Below are 26,173 nucleotides of genomic sequence, written 5' to 3'. Positions count from 1 at the left end.
CCGCGCGGCCCCGCCGCGCGTCGGTCAATGCCGATGGCCGCCGCCCCTGTGGCCGCCGCCCCAATGCCCACCACCCCACGGACGATGCCAGTACCCGCCGCGCCCGCCCCAGTATCCGCCGCCCCAACGGCCCCAGAAGCCGATCGTGACGGGCGGCCCGTACCAGCCCGGGTAGTACGCGGGGTAGTAGTACGGATACGGCGGCGGCACATAGGCCGGCACGACATACACTGGCGCCGGCGTGCCGACGTCGGCCGACGTGTCCGGCGCGGTGGGCGCCGGCGAAAGCGCCGGACCGGGCGCGGCCGGTGCAACCGGAATCTCGCGCTGCGTCACCGTGGCGGGCACCGGTGCGTAATAAGGCGCATAGCCGTACGGGCTCGTGTAGTAGCAGCCGCCGAGCGTCAGCGCGGACAGCGCGATGACGGCGGGTCTCGCGGCGGGAATCGGGTTCATCTCGTGCTCCGGCAAAATCCGCGCGCCGCCGCCGGGCGCGCGCCTGACTCTAGCTTACGTCCCCTGCAGATTTCAGCGGGTATGATCGGTTACTTTTTGTTTCCTGCGCCGGCGGTGGTGCGGGTATGCTGCGTGCTGGCCCGTCTGCCGCGCCCGCGTTGAAGTTGGCGCAAATGCCCTCAACTTGAACGATGTCAGGCTGACCGGCGCGGACGAGCGTTCGCGGACACCCGGCGGCCGGAAACCGGCGGACCTCGGTCCGCCCCCGACAGGAGCGCGGCTCACGCCGCCATCGACATGACTACGCCACGCCCCACTCCCCGGGCGGACACGCCGCTCGATCCGATCATCCAGTTGCTGGCGCTCGCCGGCGAACAGGGTTATCTGACGCACGCCGACCTCGTCGACGCGCTGCCGCCCGAAAGCGACAGCCCCGACGCGCTCGACGTCGTGCGCGCCGCGCTCGCCGACATCGGCATCGCCGTGCTCGACGAGCCGGCCGCACCTGCGCCGTTCGCCGGCCCGGCGCCTGTCGATGTCGATCGCGACACGCTCGACGAAGGCCGGGCCGTGCTCGGCGACCTCGCACGCGGCACGAGCGCGTCGACCGATCCGCTCGCGCTCTACATGCGGCGCATGCAGGCGGTGCCGCTGCTCACGCGCGAAGGTGAAATCGTACTCGCCCGCGAAATCGAGACGGGCCGCCACCAGGTGCTGCACGCGCTCGCCGGCTGTCCGGCGGCGGTCGACGCGCTGCTTGCGCGTCACCGTGCAACAGGTGCCGCCAGCGTAACCGGATCGCCCGATGACGACGACGGCGGCACGCCCGTGCCCGCCAGCGACGACGCGCTGCAGGCAGCCGCGTCGGCGCTGCGCGGCGCATTGCATGCGCATGGCTGCCGTTCGGACGAATACCGCGACGCGCGCAACCGCATGGCTGCCCTGCTCGGTTCGATCGCGTGGGTCGCGCCGGCCGTCGATGACGCAAGCCGCGTCGTGCGCGCGCTCGCGGCAGCGCCGCACGACGCCGCCGCGGGCGAAGCCCGCTGCTTCGACGCAGTCGCCCGGCGTGCCCTCGCGGCAGCGCTGACCGACGGCCAGCAGAAGGTGCACGACGCGACGCGCGCGATGCTCGAGGCGAACCTGCGGCTCGTGCTGTCGATCGCGCGCAAGTACATGAACCGCGGCATCGACCTGCCCGACCTCGTGCAGGACGGCTGTCTCGGCCTGATGCGCGCGATCGAGAAATTCGAATACCGGCGCGGGTTCAAGTTCTCGACCTATGCGACCTGGTGGATTCGCCAGGCGGTCGCGCGCGCGGTCGCGGATCGCTCGCGCACGATCCGCGTGCCCGTGCACGTCGGCGACCAGTACCAGCGTGTACAGCGGCATGCGCTGCGCTTTCGCCAGCGCACGGGCCGCCATGCGACGCCTGCCGAGCTCGCGGCCGAAACCGGGTTCGACGAGGACAAGCTGCGTGCGGTGCTCGCGCTGCCCTCCGAGCCCGTCTCGCTCGACACGCCGCTGCCCGACGCGGACACCGGCCTCGTGGACCTGATCGAGGATCGTGCGTCGGCCAGCCCGTTCGAGCAACTGGCCGACACGCGCATGCGCGAATGCGTGACGTCGCTGCTGCAGTCGGTCACGCCGGCCGAGGCCGACGTGCTGCGCCGGCGGTTCGGCCTCGGCGGCACCGAGCCCGATACCTACGACGCGATCGCGCAGGACGCGGGCATGTCGCGCGAACGCGTGCGGCAGATCGAGAAGCGCGCGCTCGCCGCGCTGCGCACGGCCGCCGAGGCCGAGAACGCGCAGTCGTTTCTCGACGCGTAATCGCGTCACGCGACGCACGGTCGTGCCGGCATGCGGCATGACCGTGCGCTTCGCGCCTGTGTTACGTTTGCGATTTGATGTGCGTCAAGTTTTGCACGTCGTGCGTCGCGACAATGGTGAAAAGCCGACCGGCGCATCGCTCGCCGCGTCCATTCCGTTTGTGCTTCCCCGGGTCCCTCGCCATGCAGTCGACCGCCAGCCAAACGTACGAGGAAAACCGGCACATCGCGGCACGCCTGCGCGAGGCCGCGCAGTGGCTTGCCGACCAAGGCGCGAATCCGTACCGCGTCGCTGCGTACCGCGCGTCGGCCGATACGGTCGATGCACTCGACCGCAACCTCCGCCCGGTGTTCGAGGCCGGCGGCGTCGATGCGCTGGGCGCGCTGCCCGGCATCGGCACGGGCGTCGCGCAGGCGATCGCCGAGTTGCTGGTGACGGGGCGCTGGCGCCAGCTCGACCGGCTGCGCGGCGATGCCGAACGGACATCCGCATTCGAGGCCGTGCCGGGTATCGGCCACGCGCTCGCGCTGCGCATTCACGACACGCTGCACATCGACACGCTCGAGGAGCTCGAACGCGCGGCCCGCAACGGCCAGCTCGAAACGATCGCGGGCGTCGGCCCGCGGCGCGCGGTCGGCATCCGCACCGCGCTCGACGACGTGCTGAGCCGCCGCCGGCGCTGGCAGGGTCACGTGGAAAACGCCGGCCCCGGCACGGAGCCGCCCGTCGAGCTGCTGCTCTACATCGATCGCCAGTACCGCAACAAGGCCGCCGCCGGCATGCTGCCGATGCTCACGCACCGACGCATGAACGCGGACGACTACGTGCCGCCGCCCGTGATGCACATGACGAAAGGCGGTTGGCATTTCACGGCGCTGTGCCTGCACGCCGCCGCGCGCACGCCGGAATCCGGTCACACGATGGACTGGGTTTCGCTCTATTTCTACGACGCGGTGCAGTGCGAACACCAGCGCACCGTCTTCACCGAAACGTTCGGCTCGCTTGTCGGCAAGCGCATCGTGCGCGGGCGCGAGATGGAATGCCGCGTGTATTACGCGGGATGAGTCACGCGCCGGATGCTTCGCTGACGTCGAATGCCGTAAAGCGCAGGCCGACGACTTACGCGCGTTCCGCCTTCGTGCGGCGCGCCGGATGACGATGCGCGGCGATGCGCAGCAGCTTCTGGAACGACGGGCATTCGAGATGGTTCGGCGCCGGACACACGGCCGCATGCCGCAGCGCATCGCGCACGGCGCCGAGACGGCGAATCGTGCGGTCGAGTTCGTCGGCCTTGCCGTCGAGCTTCGCGCGATCGATCGCGGGCCGGCCGTCCGCGCCGACCATCGCGAGGATGTCGTCGAGCGAAAAACCTGCCTCGCGGCCGAGCGCAATCAACGCCAGGCGCTCCAGCACCGATTCGTCGTATTGCCGCCGCAGCCCGTGCCGGCCGGTCGGGACGATCAGCCCCTTTTCCTCGTAGTAGCGCAGCGTCGACGCGGGCAATCCCGTGCGCCGCGCGACGTCCGCAATGTCCAGACGGCTCATGCTTGACCTCAAGTGAACTTGAAGTTGCAAGATAGTCGCCCGACTCCGTAAAGACAAGCCTGGGCCGACATGAAACCGCTGAAACCGACTCGTATTCCGCTGCGTCGCGCAGCCGTCGCCGTTCGCCGCGGAGGTGCGCGATGAGCCCGCCCGACGTCCTGCTCAACCTGCTGCCGATCGGCGCAGGCGCCACGCTCGTGATGGATCTGTGGACGCTGTTCCGGCAGCGTGCGTTCGGCATTCCGTCGCTCGACTATGCACTGGTCGGCCGCTGGGTCGGCCACATGATGCGCGGCCGGTTCCGGCATGCGTCGATCGTCGCCGCGCCGCCCGTGCCGGGAGAGCGCACGCTCGGCTGGATCGCGCATTACGCGATCGGCATCGCGTTCGCGGTGCTGCCCGTCGCAATCGCGGGCACGGACTGGATCGGCACGCCAACGCCGCTCCCCGCGCTCGTGGCCGGTCTCGTCAGCGTGGTCGCACCGTTCTTCGTGATGCAGCCTGCGTTCGGCTTCGGCATCGCGGCGTCGCGCACGCCGCATCCGGGCGTCGCACGCCGGCGCAGTCTCGTCACGCATCTGTCGTACGGCGTGGGGCTCTATCTGGCGGCGTTCACGCTCGCGGCGCTGGCCCGTTGAGCCTGCGGTTTTACGGGAGCCATGCCGGGTGGATCCGGGTCCGGCTCCGCCGGCCGTCGCCGAAACCGGCGATGCGTCGTGCCCGTGCCATGTCTCCCGGCGTTCCCGTTGTTTTCGCTCCCGCCATCCGGCGCGCCCGGATGGCGACACGCATCACTCGCCGCCGCAGTCGATCAGGTTGTGGCGCACGCGCCCGAGCAGCCGCACCAGCGTATCGCGCTCGTCGGGCGTGAAGCCGCGCAGCCCGTCGTCGGCGACGGTATCGCCGACTTCGAGCATCTGCGGAAAGATCTCGCGCGACTTGTCGGTCAGCCGGATCACGAACGCGCGGCGGTCGTCGTCGTTCGCGATGCGTTCGATCCAGCCATAACTTTCCATCCGGTCGAGCAGCCGCGTGAGCGAGATCGGCGTGATCTCGAGCCATTCGGCGAGCCGCGCCTGGTTCATCTCGCCCTTCCAAGTCAGGTACGCGAGCACGCGGCTTTGCGCGCGCGTCAGCCCGATGCGCTTCGCGCGCCGGTCGAACAGGCGTCCTTGAAGGCGGGCTACGTCTGAAATCAGGTAGCCGATCCGGTTCTCGTAGGTCTTGTCCATCCGGCGATTATAGGGTCAAGCCGTCACCGGCCCTCGGCTCGAGACCTGGCGATAAGCAGATATATAATAAGCGTGCTTATCATTCGAGCCATGCCGGATCGCCGCCCACGGCGACCGCCCCACGGAGACACCGCTTGAACCCCGCCGCCGACGCCCCCGCCTCGCCCGCCCTGAACCGGCCGATGCTGACCCTGTCGATCATGCTCGCCACGCTGATCCAGACCCTCGACAGCACGATCGCGAACGTCGCGCTGCCGCACATGCAGGGCACCCTGTCCGCGTCGCAGGACGAGATCACGTGGGTGCTGACCTCCTATATCGTCGCCGCGGCGATCGCGACGCCGCTCACCGGCTGGCTGTCCGACCGGCTGAGCGTCAAGCGGCTGCTGATCGTGTCGATCGCGGGCTTCACGGTCGCCTCGGCGCTGTGCGGGCTGTCCGAAACGCTCGTGCAGATCGTCGGCGCGCGGCTGCTGCAGGGCGTGTTCGGCGCTTCGCTGGTGCCGCTGTCGCAGTCGATCCTGCTCGACATCAACCCGCGCGAGAAACAGGGCCAGGCGATGGCGATCTGGGGGATGGGCGTGATGGTCGGCCCGATTCTCGGCCCGACGCTCGGCGGCTGGCTCACCGACAGCTACAACTGGCGCTGGGTGTTCTTCATCAACGTGCCGATCGGCGCGTTCGCGCTGGCCGGCGTGATGACCTTCCTGCCCGCGCGCGCACCGCGCCCGCACGTGAAATTCGACGCGTTCGGCTTCGCGACGCTGGCGCTCGCGATCGGCGCGTTCCAGGCGATGCTCGACCGCGGCGAACAGCTCGACTGGTTCGGCTCATACGAAATCCGCATCGAGGCGCTCGTCGCGGCGCTCGGCTTCGCGTTCTTCCTCGTGCATACGGCGACCGTCGGCAACGCGTCGTTCTTCAAGTCTGAACTGCTGCGCGACCCGAACTTCGCAACCGGCACGCTGTTCATCTTCGTCGTCGGCGCGGTGCTGTACGCAACGCGCGCGCTGCTGCCGCCGATGCTGCAGAACCTGATGGGCTACCCGGTCGCGACGACGGGCCTCGTCACCGCGCCGAGCGGCGCGGGCACGATGATCGCGATGCTGTTTGCCGGGAGGCTGCTGAAATACATGGATGCGCGGCTGCTGCTGCTCGCGGGGCTGTCGATTTCCGCGCTCGCGCTGTGGCAGATGATGCAGTACACGGTCGTGCTGTCCGAATCGGACATCGTGTGGCCGGGCGTCATCCAGGGCTTCGGGCTGGGGCTCGTGTTCGTGCCGCTGAGCGCGCTGTCGTTCTCGACGCTGCCGCCCGCACTGCGCGCGGACGGCACGGCCACCTACAGCCTGATGCGCAACATCGGCAGCAGTATCGGCATCTCGATCGTGCAGACGCTGATGACGCGCAACACGCAGGTCGCGCATGCCGACCTCGCGACCCACATCACGCCGTTCAATCCGGCCGTGCAAGCAATGGCCGGCAGCCAGCTCGACTTCGCACTGCTCGACCGCACGATCAACCAGCAGGCGACGATGATCGCGTACCTGAACGACTTCAAGCTGATGTTCGTCGCGACGCTGCTGATGATTCCGCTGTTGCTGCTGATCCGCCCGCCGCAGAAAACAGCGAGCGTCGATGTCGCGCACGCGGCGATGGATTGACGATCGCGGCAGGCGCACGCGCGGCGCGCGCCCGCTTCGCGCCGCGCCTCGTCAGATCTTCATCGTCCCGGTCCGCACGTAGCGCTCGTGCCACGACAGCGCTTCGGCGAGCAGATGCGGCGTGTGCTTGCCGAAGCTGTCGCGCGACGCACGCTCGAAGTAGTCCTCGAGCATCGGCCGGTAATCCGGGTGCGCGCAGGTCGCGATGACCTTGCGCGCGCGCTGCTTCGGCGACAGGCCGCGCAAGTCCGCGAGGCCCTGCTCGGTGACGACCACCGCGACGTCGTGCTCGGTATGGTCGACGTGGCTCGCCATCGGCACGATCCGCGAGATCGCGCCGCCCTTCGCGGTACTCGCCGACATGAAGCACGACAGGTAGCCGTTGCGCGCGAAGTCGCCCGAGCCGCCGATGCCGTTCTGGATCTTCGTGCCCATCACATGCGTCGAGTTCACGTTGCCGTAGAGGTCGGCCTCGATCATCCCGTTCATCGCGATGCAGCCGAGGCGGCGCACGAGTTCCGGATGGTTGCTGATCTCCTGCGGGCGCAGCACGATCTTCTCGCGGAACGTCGCGATCTCGTCGGCAAAGCGCTGCACGGCGGCCGGGCTCAGCGACAGCGCGGTGGCCGACGCGAAGCTCAGCGTGCCGTCGTCGAGCAGGTCGAGCATGGCGTCCTGGATCACTTCGGTGTACGCGGTCAGGTTCGAGAAGCCGGCCGAGCTGAGTTCCGCGAGCACTGCGTTCGTGATGTTGCCGACGCCCGACTGCAGCGGCAGCAGGTTGTCAGGCAGGCGGCCGCGCTTCACTTCGTGGCGCAGGAAGTCGATCAGTTGCAGCGCGATCTGCTTCGACGTTTCGTCCGGTGCGGAGAACGCATTGCTGCGATCGGGCGCGTCGGTCTCGACGATCGCGACGATCTTGTCGGCCGGACAGCGCAGGTACGGCTCGCCGATCCGGTCGTCGCTTTTCGTCAGCGGAATCGGCTTGCGATGCGGCGGCAGCGCGGTGCCGTAATAGATGTCGTGCATCCCGTCGAGGCCGAGCGGCTGGCGCGCGTTCACTTCGAGGATCACGTGCTTCGCGCGTTCGAGCCACGTCTTGTTGTTGCCGATCGACGCGGACGGAATCAGCAGCCCGTCCTCGCGGATGCCCGCGACTTCGACGATCGCGACGTCGAGATCGCCGTACAGCCCGAACCATGCGTATTGCGCGACGTGGCTCAGGTGGACGTCCTGGTAGTCGACTTCGCCGCTGTTGATCTTGTCGCGCAGCGTCGGGTCGGACTGGTACGGCAGCCGCATCGAGATGCCGTTGGTGCGGGCGAGCGCGCCGTCGAGTTCCGGCGCGGTCGACGCGCCCGTCAGCACGTTGATCCGGAAGTCCTCGCCGCGCGCGTGTGCCGCGTCGATGTGGGCGGCAAGCGCGGCCGGCACGGCCTTCGGATAGCCGGAACCGGTGAAGCCGCTCATGGCGACGGTCATGCCGGGACGGATCAGCGCGGCGGCTTCGTCGGCGGTGCGGACGAGCGAACGCAGGGCGGGAGCGAGGATGCGTGATGAAGACATGGCTGGTTTCTGACGCTTTGGTCTGTCGTTGACGTCGCGGGGGGTGTCTCCGGAGCGACATGAAGCCCTTGGGGCCGCGCGGGGCGGCCGGCACCACAGGCACGGTCGGAGTATCGCAGAGGCGATCGCCGCGAAATGTCCGCTGGATGCAAAAGATCCTTGCCGGATTTGCCGGGTATCGAACGACCGTTCTGTGACAGGCGCTCCGCATGAACAGGATGCGCATGAAAGGTGTGCGAAAGCGTCGGGACGAATGACCGGTCGCCGATCGCCAACCTTTGCGACTCAATCGGCGGATTTCCATTGCAATTTGCCGCCCGTCGATCGGCAATTGTCGATCCGTATGCGGCGCGGCCGATTGTCGCCCGATGCACCTGTTCCGGGCCTGACGCATGTCAAGGTTGCATGCGCCGCGCGCCGTCCGCCGGCAGGTACGAAAAGCACCGCCGCGCCGGCCTTCGAGGCCCGTCCGTCCTTGACAGCCGCGCGATGCGAACCACACTGGAATACGGGCCCGGCCGCCGCGTTTGCGCGCCCTTTCGCACGCCCGGTTTTCGACCGGCCGCGCCCCGCAAGACGCGGTAACACTCCTGTATGTCAGGACATTGATCGAATAAAAAGCAACAAATTACAATTCCGTATATATTTCGCCGATGGACCAAAGAAAAACCGCCACACGCTCCGAGCCCCCCCTGCCACGCACCTGGGATGCGCGGCTCGCGCGCTCGCTTGTCCGACCGCTTGTCGATACGCCGGTCACCCCGAATCACCTCACTACGCTTCGTCTGCTGATTGGCCTCGCCGGCGCCTGGTGCCTCGCGCACGGCGGCTTCGGCTGGAGCAACGCGGGCGCGTTCCTGATCGTGCTGTCGAACTTCGTCGACCACACCGACGGCGAACTCGCGCGCATCAGCGGCAAGTCCAGCAAGATCGGTCACTTTTACGACCTCGCGGCCGATGCGCTCGTGACGATCGCGCTGTTCGTCAGCATGGGCCTCGGCATCGTCGCCCAGGGCGGCCAGATGGCCGCGTCGCCGGTGCTGCTCGGCGCGCTGGCCGGCGCGGCCGTCGCGCTGATCTTCTTCCTGCGCATGCGGATCGAATCGATCGCCGGCAAGGCCGGCACCAAGCAGGCATTCGCCGGCGGCTTCGAGACCGAAGACGTGCTGTACCTGCTGCCGATCGTGACGCTCGTCGACGGCGTCGAGCCGTTCCTGCTCGCGGCGTCGATCGGCGCCCCGCTGTTCGCCGCGTGGGTCGTGATCGACTGGTGGCGCATCGTCCGGCGCGGCAACCTCCCGCAAGAAAACGCCGTGCCGCCCCAGGTCTTCTTGTCCCCCTCGGGGGGCCTGGCGCGCAGCGACAGGTCCGGAGGCGCTCAAAACCCAACCGAAATCCAGGCTTCCAAATGACTCCGAGCACGCGCGACGACTCCGTGCTGAGCCCGGCACGCCCCGCGCCTGCGCGCGCGGCCGCGTCCGCCCCCGATCGCACGGTGGCCGACTGCGTCGGCCATCTCGACCTCGACCGCCTGCGCAGCGACTACACGCGCCAGGGGTCGTTCCTGTACCTCGACGCCTTCCTGCCGGCCGACGCGCACGCGAAGCTCGCGGCCGCCGCCCGCGCGATGCGGGCCGGCCTGAACCGCAATTACCTGCCCGGCCACAAGCAGGGCGGCAGCGTGAGCCGCCATACGATCGACGAACAGGCGCCGTACATCGCCGAGCTGTATCGGTCGAAGGCATTGATCGGCTTTCTCGAGAAGGTCACGGGCGACAAGCTGATGCTGTCGCCGGACGACGATCCGCACGCGTATGCGCTGTATTACTACACGAAGCCCGGCGACCACATCGGCTGGCACTACGACACGTCGTACTACGACGGCCGCCGCTACACGCTGCTGATCGGCGTGATCGACGAATCGTCGTGCCGGCTCGACTACGAGCTGCACACGCGCAACCCGGACGTGCCCGACGAACCGGGCTCCGTGCAGATCGCCGACGGCGGCATCGTGCTGTTCGACGGCGACAAGCTGCGCCACCGCATCACGCCGCTCGGCCAGAACGAGATGCGCGTGTCGCTGACTTTCGAATACGTGACGAACCCCGGCATGCGGCCGTGGAAGCGCTTCATCTCGAACATGAAGGACGCGATCGCGTATTTCGGTTTCCGCCAGGTGTTTAAGCAACTGGCCACGCGACGCACGACCGGATCATGACACGCGCCGGCCTGATCCTGCTGTCCCTCGGGACGGCACTCTTCATCGCACTCCTGGCATGGCAGGGCGTCGGCGCGGTCGCGTCCACGTTCCTCGCGGCCGGCTGGGGCCTCGCGCTCGTCGCGGCGTTCCACGTCGTGCCGCTCGTGATCGACGCGATCGCGATCTCCGTGATGTTCCGCCGCGGCCAGCCGGGCGCCGAACTCGGCAACGCGCTGCGCGCGCGCTGGGTCGGCGAATCGGTCAACAGCCTGCTGCCCGCCGGGCAGATCGGCGGCCCCGTGCTGATGGTGCGCCACCTCGCGCAGCGCGGCACGCGAATGGCCGACGCGGCCGCCGCCGTGACCGTCAGCACGACGATGCAGGCGCTCGCGCAGATGGCGTTCGCGCTGATCGGCATCGCCGCGTTCAGCCTGTATGCCACGCACGAGTCGGTCGCGCACCTGCGTACGCCCGCGCTGATCGCCACCGGCGTGCTCGGCGCGCTCGCCGCGCTGTTCTACGTGGCGCAGCGGCGCGGGTTGTTCGGCCGCGGCCTGCGCCTCGCGTCGAAGCTGCTCGGCCCGCGCGACTGGTCGTCGCTCGCGACCCGCGCCGACGCGATCGACGACGCGGTCGGTGCGCTGTACCGCGATCGTGCGAAGGTCGCGAAGACTTTCGCATTGAGCCTCGTCGGCTGGATCGTCGGCACCGCGGAAGTGTGGCTCGCGCTGCACTTCCTCGGGCACCCGGTGAGCTGGCTCGACGCGCTGCTGCTCGAAAGCGTCGGCCAGGCGATCCGCGGCGCGGCCTTCGCGATCCCGGGCTCGCTCGGCGCGCAGGAAGGCGGTTACCTGCTGCTCGCGCCGCTGGTCGGCCTGCCGCCCGACGCGGCGCTCGCGCTGTCGCTCGCGAAGCGCGCGCGCGAACTCGCGCTCGGCCTGCCCGGCCTGCTCTATCTGCATTTCAGTGAAAGAAACTGGCAGCGGCGCCGTGCGCCGCAGCCGCTCGCCGACTGATCGTTCAGATCCGCCGGCTTTTTGGTTGGAGAACCCATGCGAGCCATCATTCTTGCGGCAGGCCTCGGCTTGCGCCTGCAACAACCGCCCGAGGCGCAGTTCCCGAAGTGCTTGCTGCGCTTCGACGACGTTTCGCTGCTCGAGCGCCATCTGCGCGTGCTCGACGCCGCGGGCATCGACGAGATCGTGCTCGGGCTCGGCTTCCAGGCCGGGAAGGTCGAGCAGGAATTGAAGCGCCTCGGCCGCCAGGCCGAGATCGTGCTGAACGAGCGCTACGACCTCGGCAGCGTGCTGACCGTGCATACCGTCGCCGATGCGATGACGCGCGGCGGCGACGTGCTGCTGATGGACGCCGACGTGCTGTATGACGAGAACATCCTGCACGCGCTGGTGGCCGATCCGGACAAGTCGGTCGATCGCCTCCTGATCGATCGCGACTTCGAGGCCGGCGACGAGCCCGTCAAGCTGTGCGTGAAGAACGGCGTGCCGGTCGAGCTGCGCAAGCAGCTCGCGGTCGACCTCGACTACGACACGATCGGCGAATCGGTCGGCTTCTTCCGCTTCACCGAAGGCACCGCGCGCCGCCTCGCGACGATCGTCGCGGGCTACGTCGACAGCGGCCGCGCGAACATGCCGCACGAAGAAGCCGTGCGCGACCTGCTGCTCGAAGGCGGCCATTCGTTCGACGTCGCCGACGTCACCGGCTCGCCGTGGATCGAGATCGACTTCCCGAACGACGTCGCACGCGCGACGCAAGAAATCCTCCCCCTGATTCAACGTACTACCGCCGGAGCCGCACGATGAACGCACGCGAACCCAATTTCACCGAATCGCGCAGCGCGCGCCTGCGCCGCATGCTCGTCAGCAGCGACCTCGAATTCCTGATGGAAGCGCACAACGGCCTGTCCGCGCGGATCGTCCGCGAGGCCGGTTTCAAGGGGATCTGGGCATCGGGCCTCGCGATCTCCGCACAATTCGGCGTGCGCGACAACAACGAGGCCAGCTGGACGCAGGTCGTCGACGTGCTCGAATTCATGGCCGACGCGAGCGACCTGCCGATCCTGCTCGACGGCGACACCGGCTACGGCAACTTCAACAACGTGCGCCGCCTCGTGAAGAAGCTCGAACAGCGCGGCATCGCCGGCGTCTGCATCGAGGACAAGCAGTTCCCGAAAACGAACAGCTTCATCGACGGCGAGCGCCAGCCGCTCGCCGAGATCGACGAGTTCTGCGGCAAGATCAAGGCCGGCAAGGATTCGCAGACCGATCCCGACTTCTCGATCGTCGCGCGCGTCGAGGCGCTGATCGCGGGCTGGGGGATGGACGAGGCGCTGCGCCGCGCGAACGCGTATGCGGAAGCCGGCGCCGACGCGATCCTGATCCACAGCAAGCTGTCGCGCCCGGACGAGATCCTGCAGTTCGCGCGCGAATGGAGCGGCAAGGCGCCGCTCGTGATCGTGCCGACCAAGTACTACAGCACGCCGACCGACGTGTTCCGCCAGGCCGGCATCAGCACCGTGATCTGGGCGAACCACCTGATCCGCGCATCGGCGTCGGCGATGCAGGCCGTCGCGCGCGAGATCCACGAGAACGAAACGCTGATCAACGTCGAAGACCGCGTCGCATCGGTCAACGAGATCTTCCGCCTGCAGGACGCCGACGAATACTCGGCGGCCGAGCGCATCTACCTGTCGTCGTCGTCGCGCGCGTCGAACGCGGCGGTCGTGCTCGCCGCGAGCCGCGGCAAGGGCCTCGAAGCCGTCACCGAAGACAAGCCCAAGGTCATGCTGCCGGTCGCCGGCAAGCCGCTGCTGCGCTGGCTCGTCGACGGCTTCAAGAAGCAAGGCGTGAACGACATCACCGTGGTCGGCGGCTATCGCGCCGATGCGATCGACACGTCGGGCATCAAGCTCGTCGTCAACGAGCGCCATGCGCAGACCGGCGAACTCGCGTCGCTCGCGTGCGCGGCGGAACGCCTGACCGGCGACACCGTGATCTCGTACGGCGACCTGCTGTTCCGCAGCTACATCCTGCGCGACCTCGCGGAGAGCGAGGCCGAATTCAGCGTCGTCGTCGATTCGTCGCTGACGCAGCCGACCAACCAGAGCGTGCGCGACTTCGCACTCTGCTCAGCTGCGGACGATCGCGGCCTGTTCGGCCAGAAGACGTATCTGCAACGTGTATCGAGCGACGTCGCCGCCGGCACGCCGCACGGCCGCTGGATCGGCCTTCTGAACGTGCGCGGCGCCGGCGTCGACCGCCTGAAGGCGATGCTCGCGACGCTGCAGGCGCGCGACGATTTCGACACGCTCGACATCCCGTCGCTGCTCAACGAACTGATCGCCGCCGGCGAGAAGATCGAGGTGCAGTACGTGCACGGCCACTGGCGCGGCGTCAACGATCTCGAAGACTTCCGCCGCGCGGGCGACTTCGCGCACGGCCAGACGCCGCTGTCCGAACCGGGTGCCGGCAACGGGGGCGCGCAATGATCGAAGCGGCCCAGTTCGTCGAGGCTGCGCGCGAACGCGGCTTCGACTGGTACGCGGGCGTGCCCTGCTCGTACCTGACGCCGTTCATCAACTACGTGCTGCAGGACCCGACGCTGCACTACGTGTCGGCCGCGAACGAAGGCGACGCGGTCGCGCTGATCGCGGGCGCGACGCTCGGCGGCAAGCGCGGGATCGCGATGATGCAGAACTCGGGGCTCGGCAACGCGGTGAGCCCGCTGACGTCGCTGACCTGGACGTTCCGCCTGCCGCAACTGCTGATCGTCACGTGGCGCGGCCAGCCCGGCGTCGCCGACGAGCCGCAGCACGCGCTGATGGGCCCGATCACGCCCGCGATGCTCGACACGATGGAGATCCCGTGGGAGACGTTCCCGACCGACCCCGAACAGGTCGGCCCGGCGCTCGACCGCGCGATCGCGCACATGGACGCGACGGGCCGCCCCTACGCGCTCGTGATGCAGAAAGGCAGCGTCGCGCCGTATGAACTGAAGGCGAACCCGGCGGCGCAGCCGCGCGCGCATGTCGCCGCGCAAGCGTCGTCGCGCGCCGCGTCGGCCGATGCATGGCCGACCCGTCACGACGCGCTGCAGCGCGTGATCGCTCACACGCCGGTCGACTCGACCGTCGTGCTCGCGTCGACCGGCTTCTGCGGCCGCGAACTCTATGCAATCGACGATCGCCCGAACCAGTTGTACATGGTCGGCTCGATGGGCTGCGTGACGCCGCTCGCGCTCGGCCTCGCGCTCGCGCGCCCCGACCTGCGCGTGGTGGCCGTCGACGGCGACGGCGCCGCGCTGATGCGCATGGGCGTGTTCGCGACGCTCGGCACCTACGGCCCGGCCAACCTCACGCACGTGCTGCTCGACAACGGCGCGCACGAATCGACGGGCGGCCAGGCAACCGTGTCGCAGCATGTGTCGTTCGCGGGCGTCGCGGCTGCGTGCGGCTATGCGTCGGCGGTCGAAGGCGACACGCTCGACGTGCTCGATGCGACGCTGGCTGCGTCAGGTGACGGGGTTCAGTTCGTGCGCGTTGCGATCCGCACGGGCGTGCCCGACGGCCTGCCCCGCCCGACCGTCACGCCGGTCGAGGTCAAGACCCGTCTGATGCGGCACATCGGCGCCGCGCAGACCGAAGCCCACGCTGAAGGAGCCCTTTGATGCTGCTGCTGAATCCCGGCCCGGTCACGCTCACCGAACGCGTGCGCCGCAGCCTGCTGCAACCCGACCTGTGCCATCGCGAAAGCGAATTCTTCGATCTGCAGGACGAAGCGCGCGCGCGCCTCGTCGCCGCATACGAACTCGATCCGGCCGAATGGGCCGCCGTGCTGATGACGGGCTCGGGCACCGCCGCCGTCGAGAGCATGATCGCGGCGCTCGTGCCGCAGGACGGCAAGCTGCTCGTGATCGAGAACGGCGTGTACGGCGAGCGGATCGCGCAGATCGCGACGCAGTACGGGATCGCGCACGACGTGCTGAAGCACGAATGGATGCAGGCGCCCGACCTCGCGCAGATCGCCGCGCGCCTCGACGCTGGCGGCTATTCGCACGTCGCGGTGATTCATCACGAAACGACGACGGGCCGCCTGAACGACCTCAATGCGATCGCCGAAGTCTGCCGTTCGCGTGGCGTGAAGCTGCTCGTCGACGGCGTCAGCAGCTTCGGCGCGGAAGCGATCGACTTCGCCGGCGGCGACATCGACGCGGTTGCCGCGACCGCGAACAAGTGCCTGCACGGCGTGCCGGGCGCGGCATTCGTGATCGTGCGCCGCAGCGCGCTCGCGAAGGCCGCGAGCCGCACGTACTACCTCGACCTCGGCCGTCTCGCGAAGCTGCAGGACCAGCGCAACACGCCGTTCACGCCGTCGGTGCACGCGTACTACGCGCTCGTCGAGGCGCTGCGCGAATTCGACGAAGCCGGCGGCTGGCGTGCGCGCCATGCGCATTACAAGGCGCTCGCCGACCAGGCGCAGGCCGGCCTCGCCGCGCGCGGGATGCCGCTGGTGCTGCCGGAAGGCGCGTCGTCGGTCGTGCTGCGCGCGTACCGGCTGCCGCAGGGCGTCACGTACGAGACGCTGCACGACGGCCTGAAGGCACGCGGCTTCGTGATCTACGCGGGGCAAGGCGGGTTGTCGAAGGAACTGTTCCGGATCTCGACGATGGGCGCGATCGAAGCGGCTGACGTCGACCGGTTGCTGGATGGGTTTACCGAGTTGACGCGGTAAGCGGTTGCCCTTTCTCGTCGACCCAAGGCCCGCAAGGGCCTTTTTTGTTTTTCGCGGATTTCGGTGGGCGTCGCTTGTCGACCCAAGTCGGCCTGTCGAATATCTACAAACCGGCCGTTCGTTCGTCGTGGCGTGCAACAGGCTACCGCCCCGTCGCGAGAACGAACCGAAGCGAGAAAGGGCAAACTCCTACGCCAATCGCAGATCCCACAACGCATCGAGTACATGTTGCGTCGAACGCTCGACGTGCCCCGCACGATGCGCGACGCCGAGCCGACGCCACAACGCCGGGCGCAGCGGACGCATGACAATGCGCGTGTCGGGTAATGGCGTAGTGGCCTCATGAGGCAACAGCGTCGCGCCATAACCTGCCGCTACCAGACTCTTGATCGCATCGTTGTAATTGAGCTGAATGCGTGGCGCGGGATGGTGACCTCCGGTCGCAAACCACTCCGCAGTCAGGCGCGAGAGACGCGTGGTCGCATCATTGAGAATGAGTGGTTGAGCGGCGAGCCATTCAGGCGTAATGCGAGCCGGACACCGCCAATGCGCCGGCACGAAGGCCATCACGGGGTCGCGCCGCCACGGCTTTATCACGAGTCCGGCCACCGGAGGCTGAGGCAGTGCGACCAGCCCGATATCCAGCGTCCCGTCCGCCAATCGGGTTAACGTTTCATGCGAGGTGAGTACCGCGATCTGAATATCGATAGCGGGATGGTGCTGACGCAGCACTTCAAGCGCTTGCGGCAAAAGATGCGCAATCGCGCCGGTCGACGCTCCGAGCCGAACACGCCCGACAAGCCCTTGAACCTGGCGGTGAACATCGTCTAACGCCTGTTCCGCGTCGGCCAACAGTCGACGTGCGCGCTCGACCAACAACTCGCCCGTTGCCGACGGTCGAACATGCCCGCGCTTGCGCGACAGGAGCGGAGCCCCGATGCGCTCTTCCAGTTCAGCGATATGGAGGCTGACCGTTGGCGGCGCCAGATGCAACGCACGCGCCGCGTCGGCGAATGAGCCACGGTCGGCAATCGCGACCAGGGTGCGCAAGCGGTCCAGGCTGATCTCTCGCATGTCGGCGTCCCGATTCAGAAAAACTGAATGTCCAGGTTATGAAATTCAACTTTCGCTATTCTAGCGGTGCGCGGAAGATAACAGGCTCGTTCCACTTGTTACCAGTCACCGGAGTACCGCGCGCATGAGCTCTCCCCTTGTTTTCATCGACGGCGACCAAGGCACCACCGGGTTGCAAATTCACGAACGGCTTCGCGGCCGGACCGATCTGAAACTGGTCACGCTTCCCGCGGCGGAACGCAAGGATTCCAGGCGTCGCGCCGAAGCCATCAACGCCTGCGACATCGCCATCCTCTGCCTGCCCGATGACGCCGCGCGCGAGGCGGTGGGCGCCATTGTCAACCCTGCCGTCAGGGTAATCGACGCAAGTTCCGCCCATCGCACCCAGCCGGACTGGACATACGGCTTTCCGGAAATGACTCCGGGACAGGCCGAGCGCATTGCGTCCGCGCGTCGGGTCACCAATCCAGGTTGCTATCCGACCGGTGCAATTGGCCTGCTGCGTCCCCTGCTGCACGCCGGGCTCATTCCAGGGAACCACCCGATCAGCATTTACGCGGTGTCTGGTTACTCCGGACGCGGGCGTGCCGGGGTGGAAGAACACGAGGGGCCGGGTGCTGTCAACGCACCGTCGTACCAGGTGTATGGTCTGGAGCTCGCGCACAAGCACACGCCGGAGATCCAGCAGCACGCCGGACTCGCGCGGCGTCCGATCTTCGTCCCTGCGTATGGTGCGTTCCGCCAGGGCATCGTGCTGACGGTGCCCCTGGATGTGCAGCTGCTGGCACCCGACGTAGATGGCGCCACGTTACACGCGTGCCTCGCACGCCACTATGCCGGGGCGGCCCACGTACAAGTGTTGCCGCTGCACGAATCGTGCGTTTTGAAGCAGCTGGATCCGCAGGTGCTGAACGGTACCGACGATATGCGCTTGAGCGTGTTTCCCAACATGGAACACGGGCACGTTCTCCTATCCGCGGTTTTCGATAATCTTGGCAAAGGCGCCGCCGGCGCTGCGGTTCAGAACCTGAACCTGATGCTCGCGCAGTAATGGTGGCCGATGGCTTGCCCTGATGTTCGGCTGCGCCTGTATGCCAACGCTTGTTGGCAATCTGGTCGTCGCAGTCGAGTGACTTAAACTGGCCGGACACCGACGCTCTGCCCCGCGTTCCCGGGAAATTTGCGAAGAACCCGTTTTCCCATCGAGACCATGAAAATCCGTCGCTTCGTTCCTTTTCTGGCGCTCGCCGCCGCTCCCGCCGTGCACGCCGCCGACAGCCAGCCTTGCGGCGACGATACCGTCACGGCCGTCGCCCGCTGGGCCGGCATCGCAAGCGCACGCATTGCCACGCGCGACGCGGACCGGCTCGTCATCGCGTCGGCGTGCAAGGTCATGCCGAACGCGCCGGGCACGACGATCGCGGCCGTCGCGTTCGATTCGCTGCCAAAGAGCAAGAATCCGAACGAGAGCAACAAGCTGCAGATCGTCGCGCTCGTCGAAGGCGGCAAGGTCGTTGCGGCCGATCGTGCGGTGGTGCAGGAAGATGCGGCGACGGAGATCGGCGAGAACAGCTATCGCATCGACACCGCGCCATATCGGCTGTCGCCCGACGTGCGTGCATTCGGCGTCGTGTTCACGAGCAGCGCGCGCGGGCCGAGTTGCCCCGATGCTTACGCCGAGAACGAAATGACGCTGTGGGTTCGCGAAGGGAATCGCATCCGTCCCGTGTTCGGTACCAACCTGGACGGCTGGGTCGGCGTCGAGGGCGAGGCCTGTGGCCCCGGCGTCGGCGACGCGAGCAGCGAGTCGGCGCACATGACGATCGCGGTCGAGAACACCTCGAGCCACGGCTTCGCAGACCTGTCGATCACGGCCCGCATCACCAAGACGCAGCGTAAGAACGGCGACTATTCGGACAGCGGCAAGCGAACCTCCCGCACCGTCGTCCACTACGACGGCAAGTCGTACGGGATCGATATGTTCCGGAACTTCTGGTATTCGCCTGGGGCAATGAAGCGCTTCAAGTAACGCAGTGGCGGGCCGGGCCGAGCCCGCCTACTCCACCACCTTCGGCCCGATCGCATCGGTCGGCGCCGGCATCCGCAGTGAGTCGTCGCGCACGCGTCGCGCCTCGCGCGCCGTATAGCGATCCTTCAGCCGCAGGAACGGCTGCTCGACGAGGAAATAACTGGCGGTCGCGGCCAGCAGCGCCCACACGATGCCGAGCGGAAACGCATGCGCGATCGGCAGATCCGGGTTCGCGAACGGCTGCTGCCACAGATAAAGGCTGAACGAGATCGTGCCGATGAACACGACCGGCCGCGCGCGCAGCCAGCGCGCGCACCAGAACTCGCCGCGGAAATTCAGCACGACGATCACGATCGCGATCAGCGCGGCTTCGAGCGTCACGCCGTACGTCGCGTTCCAGAAGCCGCCGAGCCGATGTTCGGCGAGCGGCATGCCGAACAGCACGATGAAGACGATCGCCGTCACGATCCGAGTCTCGCCGCGCCACGAGCGGATCCACGCTTCGAGCCGTTCGCGGTTGAGCGCCGCATAGCAGCCGATCAGGATCGGATCGACGCCTGTATGGAGCATCATCCCGAGCTGCCCGCGCAGCGCCGGTGCAACAAAATACGTGACGGCGCGCACCAGCGGCACGATCAGGATCAACGCGGCCAGCCAGCGCGTGCCGCCGCGGCGGGTGCCGTACACGAACAGCAGCGGCCAGAACCAATAGAACTGCTCCTCGAGCGCGAGCGACCAGAAGTGGCCGAGATACCACGCGCCGTCCGGATGCAGCGCGTTGTCGGCGGTCAGCCCGAACCACGCCGAGTAATTCCACAGGTGCAGCGCGGCATACAGCCACTGCCGGCGATCGACGTCGAACCAACCGGCAAAGGCCACGATCGCGACTGCCGCGAGATAGACATAGCAGGCCGGCCAGATCCGCAACGCGCGCCGCACGTAGAACGACGTCAGCGCGATGCCGCCCGTGCGCACGAACTCGGCGCGCAGCACGTTGGTGATCAGGAAACCGCTGAGGACGAAGAAGATCAGCACGCCGAGCCGGCCGTCGGCGATCAGCCGCAACGGCGCGTACCAGCCCGTGTAGCCGCCGGGCAACACGTGCTCGGCGTGTCCGATAACAACCATCGACACCGCGACGGCGCGCAACCCGGTCAACTGCGTGACGCGATGGTTCATCGGCTGGTTCCCGTTGGCACGGTAAAGAAGCAGGAGATTGGCAGGCGCCCCGGTCGGCACGCCGATATGCCGCCGGGATTTTGTATGAAAAATATCGGAATGAAATTACGTCAAAAATCCGGGGCGGACACCGGCGACGGCGCACGCCCTGGCGAGCCGACGTCCGCGGCGGCGAATTGGCATAATGACAAGCCTTGTCCGGCGGCGGCCGGTCCGATGCCCACGCAACGAATTTTTGCGGCGCCGCACTACCCGCAGTACCGTGCCCCGCCCGCACACCGGCCCACTCGTCCGCCTCCTGTCACCCCTCACCCGGAGCCTGCCTGTGTACCCACCGATCGAACCCTACGCCCACGGCCACCTCGACACCGGCGACGGCCATCGCATCTACTGGGAGCGCTGCGGCAACCCGGCCGGCAAGCCCGCCGTGTTCCTGCACGGCGGCCCCGGCGCGGGCTGCAGCCCCGACCATCGCCGCCTGTTCGACCCGGAGCGCTACGACATCCTGCTGTTCGACCAGCGCGGCTGCGGGCGCTCGACGCCGCATGCGAGCCTCGAGAACAACACGACGTGGCATCTGGTCGCCGACATCGAACGCCTGCGCGAAATGGTCGGCGCCGAGCAATGGCTCGTATTCGGCGGCTCGTGGGGTAGCGCGCTGTCGCTCGCGTATGCGGAAACGCACCCCGAACGCGTGAGCGCGCTGATCGTGCGCGGCATCTTCACGATGCGTCGCGCGGAATTGCTGTGGTACTACCAGGAAGGCGCGTCGTGGCTGTTCCCCGACCTGTGGGAAGCGTTCCTTGCACCGATTCCGGAGGCCGAGCGCGACGACCTGATGGCCGCCTACCATCGCCGGCTGACGGGCGACGACGAAGCCGCGAAGCTCGAAGCCGCGCGCGCATGGAGCATCTGGGAAGGCCGCACGATCACGCTGCTGCCCGATCCGGCGCTCGCCGCGCACTTCGCAGACGGCCACTACGCACTCGCGTTCGCGCGGATCGAAAACCACTACTTCGTCAACAATGGCTTCGTCGAAGAAGGCCAGTTGCTGCGCGACGCGCATCGCCTCGCCGGCATTCCGGGCGTGATCGTGCAAGGCCGCTACGACGTCGCGACGCCCGCGCGCACCGCATGGGACCTGTCGAAGGCGTGGCCGGACGCGACGTTCGAGATCGTGCCCGGCGCCGGGCACGCATACAACGAGCCGGGGATCCTGCAAGCGCTGCTCGCGGCAACGGACCGGTTCGCCGCGTAATCGACGCAACGCAACGCGGCGCGTGCGGCCATGCCTGCCGGCATGCGCCGCGCCGCCCGATCACAGTGCGGTTTCGACGATCGTCCTGCCGCTGATCGCCCGCTCGACGAGCTGTTCGTCGCCGACCTTGCGGATCGCGTCGTCGAGCAGCCCTTCCGGTTCTTCGGTCGCCACCTTCAGCAGGCCCGTCAGGCCGCGCGCGTCGAGCACCACCAGCGTTTCCATCGAATCCGCACGGCTCACGAGCACGCGCCGCAACGCCGGCCCCGCGCCGAAGCTCGCGCAGAGCGCAATCGTCTCGCTGCCGAGCGTGTAGTCGAAGTGCTTGATCATGATCTGTCGCCGTTGCAAGGGAATGGCGAGGCGCGACGGCGCGGCGCCGTGACGTCGACGCACCCGCGCGTGCCGCCGGCGCCGGATCGGGCCTCGATCCGTTCGCCTGCACGACCATGCTAGGCGTGCAGTATTAACGAAGACTTAAAGCGGCTCCAGGCATCATGCAGTTTCTCGTTGCCACCGGATAAGCATGATGGCTGCCCGAACTGGGCGACTCCTCGCGCTATCGAAATTCACCACGAAAAGCCCTGTATCCCGTAGTTGGTGTCGTGTCGACGGCCCCACCACGGTAGATAGGCGTTGTTTTCGCCGCGTGCACGGAACCAATCCGTGTCCGGATCTATCCGAGTGAGCTTCGACGGCGGCGTCACCACGACGGCGACAGGATGACGCGGGTCGGTCGTACCGGCAACGAGTGCGTTTCCTCCGAAGTGGTTGATACGACCGATTGCCAACGCGACGTCGGTTAGCGCACTGCCCGTGCCCATGTCGCCGAGCAATGCTGCCGTGTTGAATGCCTGCTTACCATGGTCGTATTCCGGCAGGGTTTCGGTCAGGGTCTGCGACAGCGCAACAAGGCGCGTGGACGCAACATCGCTGCCGTTGCCCGCATCGTGGACGATGTACTTGATGTCCGGAACGGCTATGCCGGCGTTGCGCGCAGCCTGATCGATGGTTGCCTTCCAGGCTTGCACGGTACGCGTCGTGCCGACTTTCGGCGAAAAAGCCTCCGTATCGCCAGTCGCAGCGTTGCCGATCCATGCGAGCGGCTCACGCTCCGTGTTGAAGGTCGGACCGGCGAGGAACAGCACGACGAGGTTCTCGTTGATTTGCGCGTCCGTCGGCGGGAAGTTCGGCGCATCCCAGTTCATCACCCACACGCTCTTGTCGGGGTTCGCCTGCAAGTAGTCGAGTGCCTTGTTCAGCGACGTAAATCCGGCGTTCGCGTCACCCTGGGTGATCTGCACGTCGGGAAGTTCGCTGCGGCGCCAGAGTGTCTTCGGGAACGGCTCGCCAAATCTGTAGAAACTCTTCATGCGCTTGCGCAACCAGTCGTGCGCGTCCTGTGGCTCGAGTCGATTCGGAATCGCAAGTTCGATACGCTGGCCGGCAACCTCGCGCCAATCCTTCGAATTTTCGGGCGCCGCCGTATAGAAGTATTTCGCGTTTGTTCCATAACGCGTGTTCATCAGCAAGAGAAACTTATCGACATACTTGGCATAGAAGCCGTTGAAAGTTTCTGTTCCACGATTGCCATATACCAAAGCCCCGATTGACCGAAGCGACGAGTATTTCTCCGCGTTCGTTCGCACCATGTCATCGTTCTTGTTCGGTTTAACAAGTCCTTGCGTCCACAACAATTGCCACTCCGTCGGGTAGTCCCGACGCTGCAACGGATTCAACCAGATCAGACCGACTACCTGTGCCACGAATGGCTTTGGGGATTCGTCCGCCGGTGAAGTGGCAATAGCCGCTGATTCCGGGTTCAGCGCGGCTTGAGTGGGGCGCACCAATGCAGTAGTCGACAAGAGCACCATCAGAGCCATCAGGCCGGGAGCAATCACGAGTCGCTTCATCCAATCTCCTGTTTCGAGTAATGACGGGAGGGGGTGATCCAGATGTTCCATCAGGGCGAGCATCATCAGGGTCGAGACAATCCACGCCACGACTGCCAACGCGATGCGTCGTGGCCACGTAGCAATCACTGCCTTCATACGACGCCTCCGACGCTCAGATAGAATTGCCCTTCGCGTTCGTCGACGATCTTGCCCGGCATGTTGCCCTCGCTACCATCCGCGTGTACCCATTCGTGTATCGCCAGGTCGGCGATACGTCCGGATGCAAAATAGTCAGCGTACTTTTTGTTCGGGTGGTCTCGTCCAAGCCCTTCGCCCATTCTCCAATCCGCCTCGATCCGCAAGCCAACCATCTGAATGGGTGTGAGATAACACGGACCGATGGCCACGTCATACGCAAGCGCCTTTTCTGCGTGCTCCGGGTTGGTCATCGTCGTCGAATGGTTCGTCGGGCTATTGGTCATACCGCGATCGAGCAAGTCGGTAATTTTCCTGTCGCGCCATTCCTTGTAGCCTTCGGGCGCCACGCTATTGGCGTTCTCGCCGATTGCGCGGCCGGCTTCATCGAGCCATGCGGCATTCCGCTCGCGGCGTGCCTCCATGCGCATCACGGCCCGATCCTCGTAACGCTGTCCGGCCTCGGTCATCGCGGTTCCCTGGGCATTGCCGTCCTTGTTCTTCGCCTTGTACCGGTCGTACGGATCGTCCGCCTGTTTGTCCGCGTCGGTCTTGCCTGCATCTCGCCACGCAGCGGGCGGATCGTTGTCTTCGTTGAAATCGCTGACCGCGTCGCCGTCCCGCGTCTCGATCGGATTGCCGAAGCGCAACGCCTTCGGCGTGAACGGCTCGTCCAGCGCCGGGGCATCGGCGGCCACCGCCCAATCCTCCGGCGGATCTGCATTCACGCGAAACATGTCCAATGTCGAACTCACCCGGGTCAACACAAACATGACCGGTGATGTCACCAATGTGACCATCATTCCCAGCACGCTTTCGTTGCCATTGAGTGCACCGATCAGATTGAATCGGGCGGACGGCGAAGGCGGATACCAGAAGCCCGGTTTTGTCTCTCGCTTGCGATGTCGCCAGTCGTCTTGCCAATACCGATACGATTTCTGAACGCCAACCGGGAAGCCTGACGCAAATACGCGTTGCGTCAGGATGCCGGACGCGCCGATGTCGGTCAGCTCGTCTTTGCTGATGCCCCGCCAGCCAATGCCCTGAACCGTCAACGCTGAAATGACCTGGTCATGCGGGCAGCAATACACCGTGACGCGCCCGGACGTCGATGCATTCAGGCCGAATCGCTCACGATCCGCCTGCGCCGCGTAGGATCGCCAACTGGTCGGAGACACTCGGCTGTTTGCCATGTCTTCGTCGACCTTGTCGGGCGGCGGCTCGCAGGCGGCGCGCGCACCGACGATCGACAGAAATTTGCCGAAGGTCTGCACACGCGCCGCATATGTCTGGCGCCCCCGGTTTCCCTTCGCGTCCTTCATCCCGCGCTGCGACCAAGTATCCATGAACGTATCGGATTTTTTCGGGCCGCTCCCGTTCGCGAGGCTGTATGGCGCATTTGCCAGCACGTAGGCGTCCGCCACGCAGCGCCCCTTGCGTCCCCACGGATCCTCCACGTCCGGCAGCGCATCGCCGAAGAACGCCGCCATGAGGCCGACGATGTTGCCTTGACTGTGGCACACGACGGTGATCGGCACGTCGGCCTGCATTCGACGGATCGATTCGATCAGTTTCGCGAGTCGCAATGCAGCGAGCGCGCCATAAGCGCGCGGCGGCGCGCGATATAGCGGTCGATTGATCGGGTTGATGCCCTGCACGGTCGTCCATCCGAACGCGCGGTCGTCGAGACCGGCTTGCCAAAGATCGGGCAGGCTCGAGCAGCCGTTGACGAACGGGCCGCCGCCCCAATAGTCTTTCTCGTTCAAGAAAATCTTGTCGCCGTACTCTTTGAGTTCCTCGATGGTTGCCTTATAGCCCCAGCGAAAGTGGATGACAGGCGAAAACGACGGATCGGGCTTGACGTAATTGTCCGGCAGCAGATCCGGATTCAGAAACCCATCCGGCGTCACGCTTTCGGTGTACGTAGCCGGCAACATCTGCCCCGCGTCGATACCGAGATACATCATCTGATCGTTCAAGCGCCCGAGCCGGCGATTCAAGCCATCGCACAGGCCCTGTTCAGCCGCGTCGAACCACTCCCCCTCCGAATTCACGCCGTGCACGAAGATAACGACACCCGGCAATGGCAGTTGCTTCACGCAGATCAATCGTGTGTCCGCGGCGAACATCGTTACCCCTTCAACGCGACCGACGACGATCTCCGGCGGTTCGCCCGATGACGCGGGGCCACCTGACGCGGCTGCATTGACTGACGACACGCCGAATTCGTCTGTCGTCGATTCAAGACCGGGGTAAGGCTGAGTCATCCTGGCTCCTGCGCGTGGTTGGGCATCCTTCGC

The 26,173-nt window shown here is 66.6% G+C and carries 23 protein-coding genes; 14 read left to right on the top strand and 9 right to left on the bottom strand.

Annotated features, from left to right (window positions below):
* Positions 1–24: 24 nt before the first annotated feature.
* Positions 25–456 (bottom strand): hypothetical protein, encoded by a 432-nt coding sequence (locus tag R9B84_RS25415; protein ID WP_423762782.1) that lies wholly within the window; start codon positions 454–456, stop codon positions 25–27.
* 297 nt (positions 457–753) lie between these two features.
* Here R9B84_RS25415 and R9B84_RS25410 point away from each other — a divergent pair, with 297 nt between their 5' ends.
* Positions 754–2,289 carry a sigma-70 family RNA polymerase sigma factor gene (locus R9B84_RS25410; RefSeq protein ID WP_423762781.1) on the top strand — a complete coding sequence of 512 codons (1,536 nt, stop codon included), beginning with the start codon at positions 754–756 and terminating at the stop codon, positions 2,287–2,289.
* 182 nt (positions 2,290–2,471) lie between these two features.
* A complete protein-coding gene (locus tag R9B84_RS25405; RefSeq protein WP_423762780.1) occupies positions 2,472–3,353 on the top strand; it encodes a helix-hairpin-helix domain-containing protein in 882 nt (293 codons plus the stop codon).
* A 55-nt stretch (positions 3,354–3,408) separates the two neighbouring features.
* Here R9B84_RS25405 and R9B84_RS25400 read toward each other — a convergent pair whose 3' ends face one another.
* Complete coding sequence (locus tag R9B84_RS25400) at positions 3,409–3,834, bottom strand: helix-turn-helix domain-containing protein (RefSeq protein WP_423762779.1); 426 nt, start codon at positions 3,832–3,834, stop codon at positions 3,409–3,411.
* A gap of 140 nt (positions 3,835–3,974) precedes the next feature.
* Between R9B84_RS25400 and R9B84_RS25395 the strand changes: the two genes are divergently transcribed.
* Positions 3,975–4,472 (top strand): DUF2938 domain-containing protein, encoded by a 498-nt coding sequence (locus R9B84_RS25395; protein WP_423762778.1) that lies wholly within the window; start codon positions 3,975–3,977, stop codon positions 4,470–4,472.
* 153 nt (positions 4,473–4,625) lie between these two features.
* Here the strand turns inward: R9B84_RS25395 and R9B84_RS25390 are convergent, their stop codons facing one another.
* Positions 4,626–5,066 carry a MarR family transcriptional regulator gene (locus tag R9B84_RS25390; protein ID WP_342311777.1) on the bottom strand — a complete coding sequence of 147 codons (441 nt, stop codon included), beginning with the start codon at positions 5,064–5,066 and terminating at the stop codon, positions 4,626–4,628.
* Positions 5,067–5,200: 134 nt separating this feature from the next.
* Between R9B84_RS25390 and R9B84_RS25385 the strand changes: the two genes are divergently transcribed.
* A complete protein-coding gene (locus R9B84_RS25385) occupies positions 5,201–6,730 on the top strand; it encodes a DHA2 family efflux MFS transporter permease subunit (protein WP_423762777.1) in 1,530 nt (509 codons plus the stop codon).
* 51 nt (positions 6,731–6,781) lie between these two features.
* Here R9B84_RS25385 and R9B84_RS25380 read toward each other — a convergent pair whose 3' ends face one another.
* Positions 6,782–8,296 carry an acetyl-CoA hydrolase/transferase family protein gene (locus R9B84_RS25380; protein WP_423762776.1) on the bottom strand — a complete coding sequence of 505 codons (1,515 nt, stop codon included), beginning with the start codon at positions 8,294–8,296 and terminating at the stop codon, positions 6,782–6,784.
* A 653-nt stretch (positions 8,297–8,949) separates the two neighbouring features.
* Here R9B84_RS25380 and R9B84_RS25375 point away from each other — a divergent pair.
* Genes R9B84_RS25375 through R9B84_RS25345 form a run of 7 tightly spaced genes read left to right on the top strand, consistent with a single transcriptional unit; the run spans position 8,950 to position 16,243 of the window.
* A complete protein-coding gene (locus R9B84_RS25375) occupies positions 8,950–9,708 on the top strand; it encodes a CDP-alcohol phosphatidyltransferase family protein (protein WP_423762775.1) in 759 nt (252 codons plus the stop codon).
* A complete protein-coding gene (locus R9B84_RS25370; protein ID WP_423762774.1) occupies positions 9,705–10,514 on the top strand; it encodes a HalD/BesD family halogenase in 810 nt (269 codons plus the stop codon). The genes R9B84_RS25375 and R9B84_RS25370 overlap by 4 nt, the downstream gene beginning before the upstream one ends.
* Positions 10,511–11,512 carry an HpnL family protein gene (locus R9B84_RS25365; protein ID WP_423762773.1) on the top strand — a complete coding sequence of 334 codons (1,002 nt, stop codon included), beginning with the start codon at positions 10,511–10,513 and terminating at the stop codon, positions 11,510–11,512. The genes R9B84_RS25370 and R9B84_RS25365 overlap by 4 nt, the downstream gene beginning before the upstream one ends.
* Before the next feature lie 36 nt (positions 11,513–11,548).
* Entirely contained in the window at positions 11,549–12,316 is a 768-nt protein-coding gene (locus R9B84_RS25360) for an NTP transferase domain-containing protein (protein WP_423762772.1), read from the top strand.
* Positions 12,313–14,001, top strand: a complete 1,689-nt coding sequence (aepX, locus tag R9B84_RS25355) for a phosphoenolpyruvate mutase (protein WP_423762771.1) — start codon at positions 12,313–12,315, stop codon at positions 13,999–14,001. The genes R9B84_RS25360 and aepX overlap by 4 nt, the downstream gene beginning before the upstream one ends.
* On the top strand, positions 13,998–15,179 hold the full coding sequence (gene aepY / locus R9B84_RS25350) for a phosphonopyruvate decarboxylase (RefSeq protein WP_423762770.1): 1,182 nt from the start codon (positions 13,998–14,000) through the stop codon (positions 15,177–15,179). The genes aepX and aepY overlap by 4 nt, the downstream gene beginning before the upstream one ends.
* On the top strand, positions 15,179–16,243 hold the full coding sequence (locus tag R9B84_RS25345) for a 2-aminoethylphosphonate aminotransferase (protein ID WP_423762769.1): 1,065 nt from the start codon (positions 15,179–15,181) through the stop codon (positions 16,241–16,243). Before aepY ends, R9B84_RS25345 begins: the two co-directional genes overlap by 1 nt.
* 189 nt (positions 16,244–16,432) lie before the next feature.
* Here R9B84_RS25345 and R9B84_RS25340 read toward each other — a convergent pair whose 3' ends face one another.
* Entirely contained in the window at positions 16,433–17,317 is an 885-nt protein-coding gene (locus R9B84_RS25340) for a LysR family transcriptional regulator (RefSeq protein WP_423762768.1), read from the bottom strand.
* A gap of 124 nt (positions 17,318–17,441) precedes the next feature.
* On the opposite strand from R9B84_RS25340, the gene argC reads away from it, so the two are divergent.
* Together argC and R9B84_RS25330 are read left to right on the top strand one after the other, a co-directional pair.
* Positions 17,442–18,368: an N-acetyl-gamma-glutamyl-phosphate reductase gene (gene argC / locus R9B84_RS25335; protein WP_423762767.1), complete on the top strand. Its 927-nt coding sequence runs from the start codon at positions 17,442–17,444 to the stop codon at positions 18,366–18,368.
* A 159-nt stretch (positions 18,369–18,527) separates the two neighbouring features.
* On the top strand, positions 18,528–19,346 hold the full coding sequence (locus R9B84_RS25330; RefSeq protein ID WP_423762766.1) for a multidrug ABC transporter ATPase: 819 nt from the start codon (positions 18,528–18,530) through the stop codon (positions 19,344–19,346).
* Positions 19,347–19,373: 27 nt separating this feature from the next.
* Here the strand turns inward: R9B84_RS25330 and R9B84_RS25325 are convergent, their stop codons facing one another.
* Positions 19,374–20,525 (bottom strand): acyltransferase family protein, encoded by a 1,152-nt coding sequence (locus R9B84_RS25325; protein ID WP_423762765.1) that lies wholly within the window; start codon positions 20,523–20,525, stop codon positions 19,374–19,376.
* A gap of 325 nt (positions 20,526–20,850) precedes the next feature.
* Here R9B84_RS25325 and pip point away from each other — a divergent pair, with 325 nt between their 5' ends.
* Positions 20,851–21,783 carry a prolyl aminopeptidase gene (gene pip / locus R9B84_RS25320; RefSeq protein ID WP_423762764.1) on the top strand — a complete coding sequence of 311 codons (933 nt, stop codon included), beginning with the start codon at positions 20,851–20,853 and terminating at the stop codon, positions 21,781–21,783.
* Positions 21,784–21,843: 60 nt separating this feature from the next.
* Here the strand turns inward: pip and R9B84_RS25315 are convergent, their stop codons facing one another.
* The 3 genes from R9B84_RS25315 to R9B84_RS25305 all read right to left on the bottom strand — a co-directional run bounded on the left by R9B84_RS25315 (position 21,844) and on the right by R9B84_RS25305 (position 26,002).
* Positions 21,844–22,116, bottom strand: a complete 273-nt coding sequence (locus R9B84_RS25315) for a hypothetical protein (RefSeq protein ID WP_423762763.1) — start codon at positions 22,114–22,116, stop codon at positions 21,844–21,846.
* A gap of 236 nt (positions 22,117–22,352) precedes the next feature.
* Positions 22,353–23,834: a virulence factor gene (locus R9B84_RS25310; RefSeq protein ID WP_423762762.1), complete on the bottom strand. Its 1,482-nt coding sequence runs from the start codon at positions 23,832–23,834 to the stop codon at positions 22,353–22,355.
* On the bottom strand, positions 23,831–26,002 hold the full coding sequence (locus R9B84_RS25305; protein ID WP_423763578.1) for a T6SS effector phospholipase Tle3 domain-containing protein: 2,172 nt from the start codon (positions 26,000–26,002) through the stop codon (positions 23,831–23,833). Before R9B84_RS25305 ends, R9B84_RS25310 begins: the two co-directional genes overlap by 4 nt.
* Between the last annotated feature and the right edge of the window lie 171 nt (positions 26,003–26,173).

Source organism: Burkholderia sp. NLJ2 (assembly GCF_049487195.1).
Lineage (GTDB): Bacteria > Pseudomonadota > Gammaproteobacteria > Burkholderiales > Burkholderiaceae > Burkholderia > Burkholderia pyrrocinia.
The sequence above is the reverse complement of the archived record's forward strand: the minus strand, read 5'-3'. Positions and strand labels throughout refer to the sequence as shown.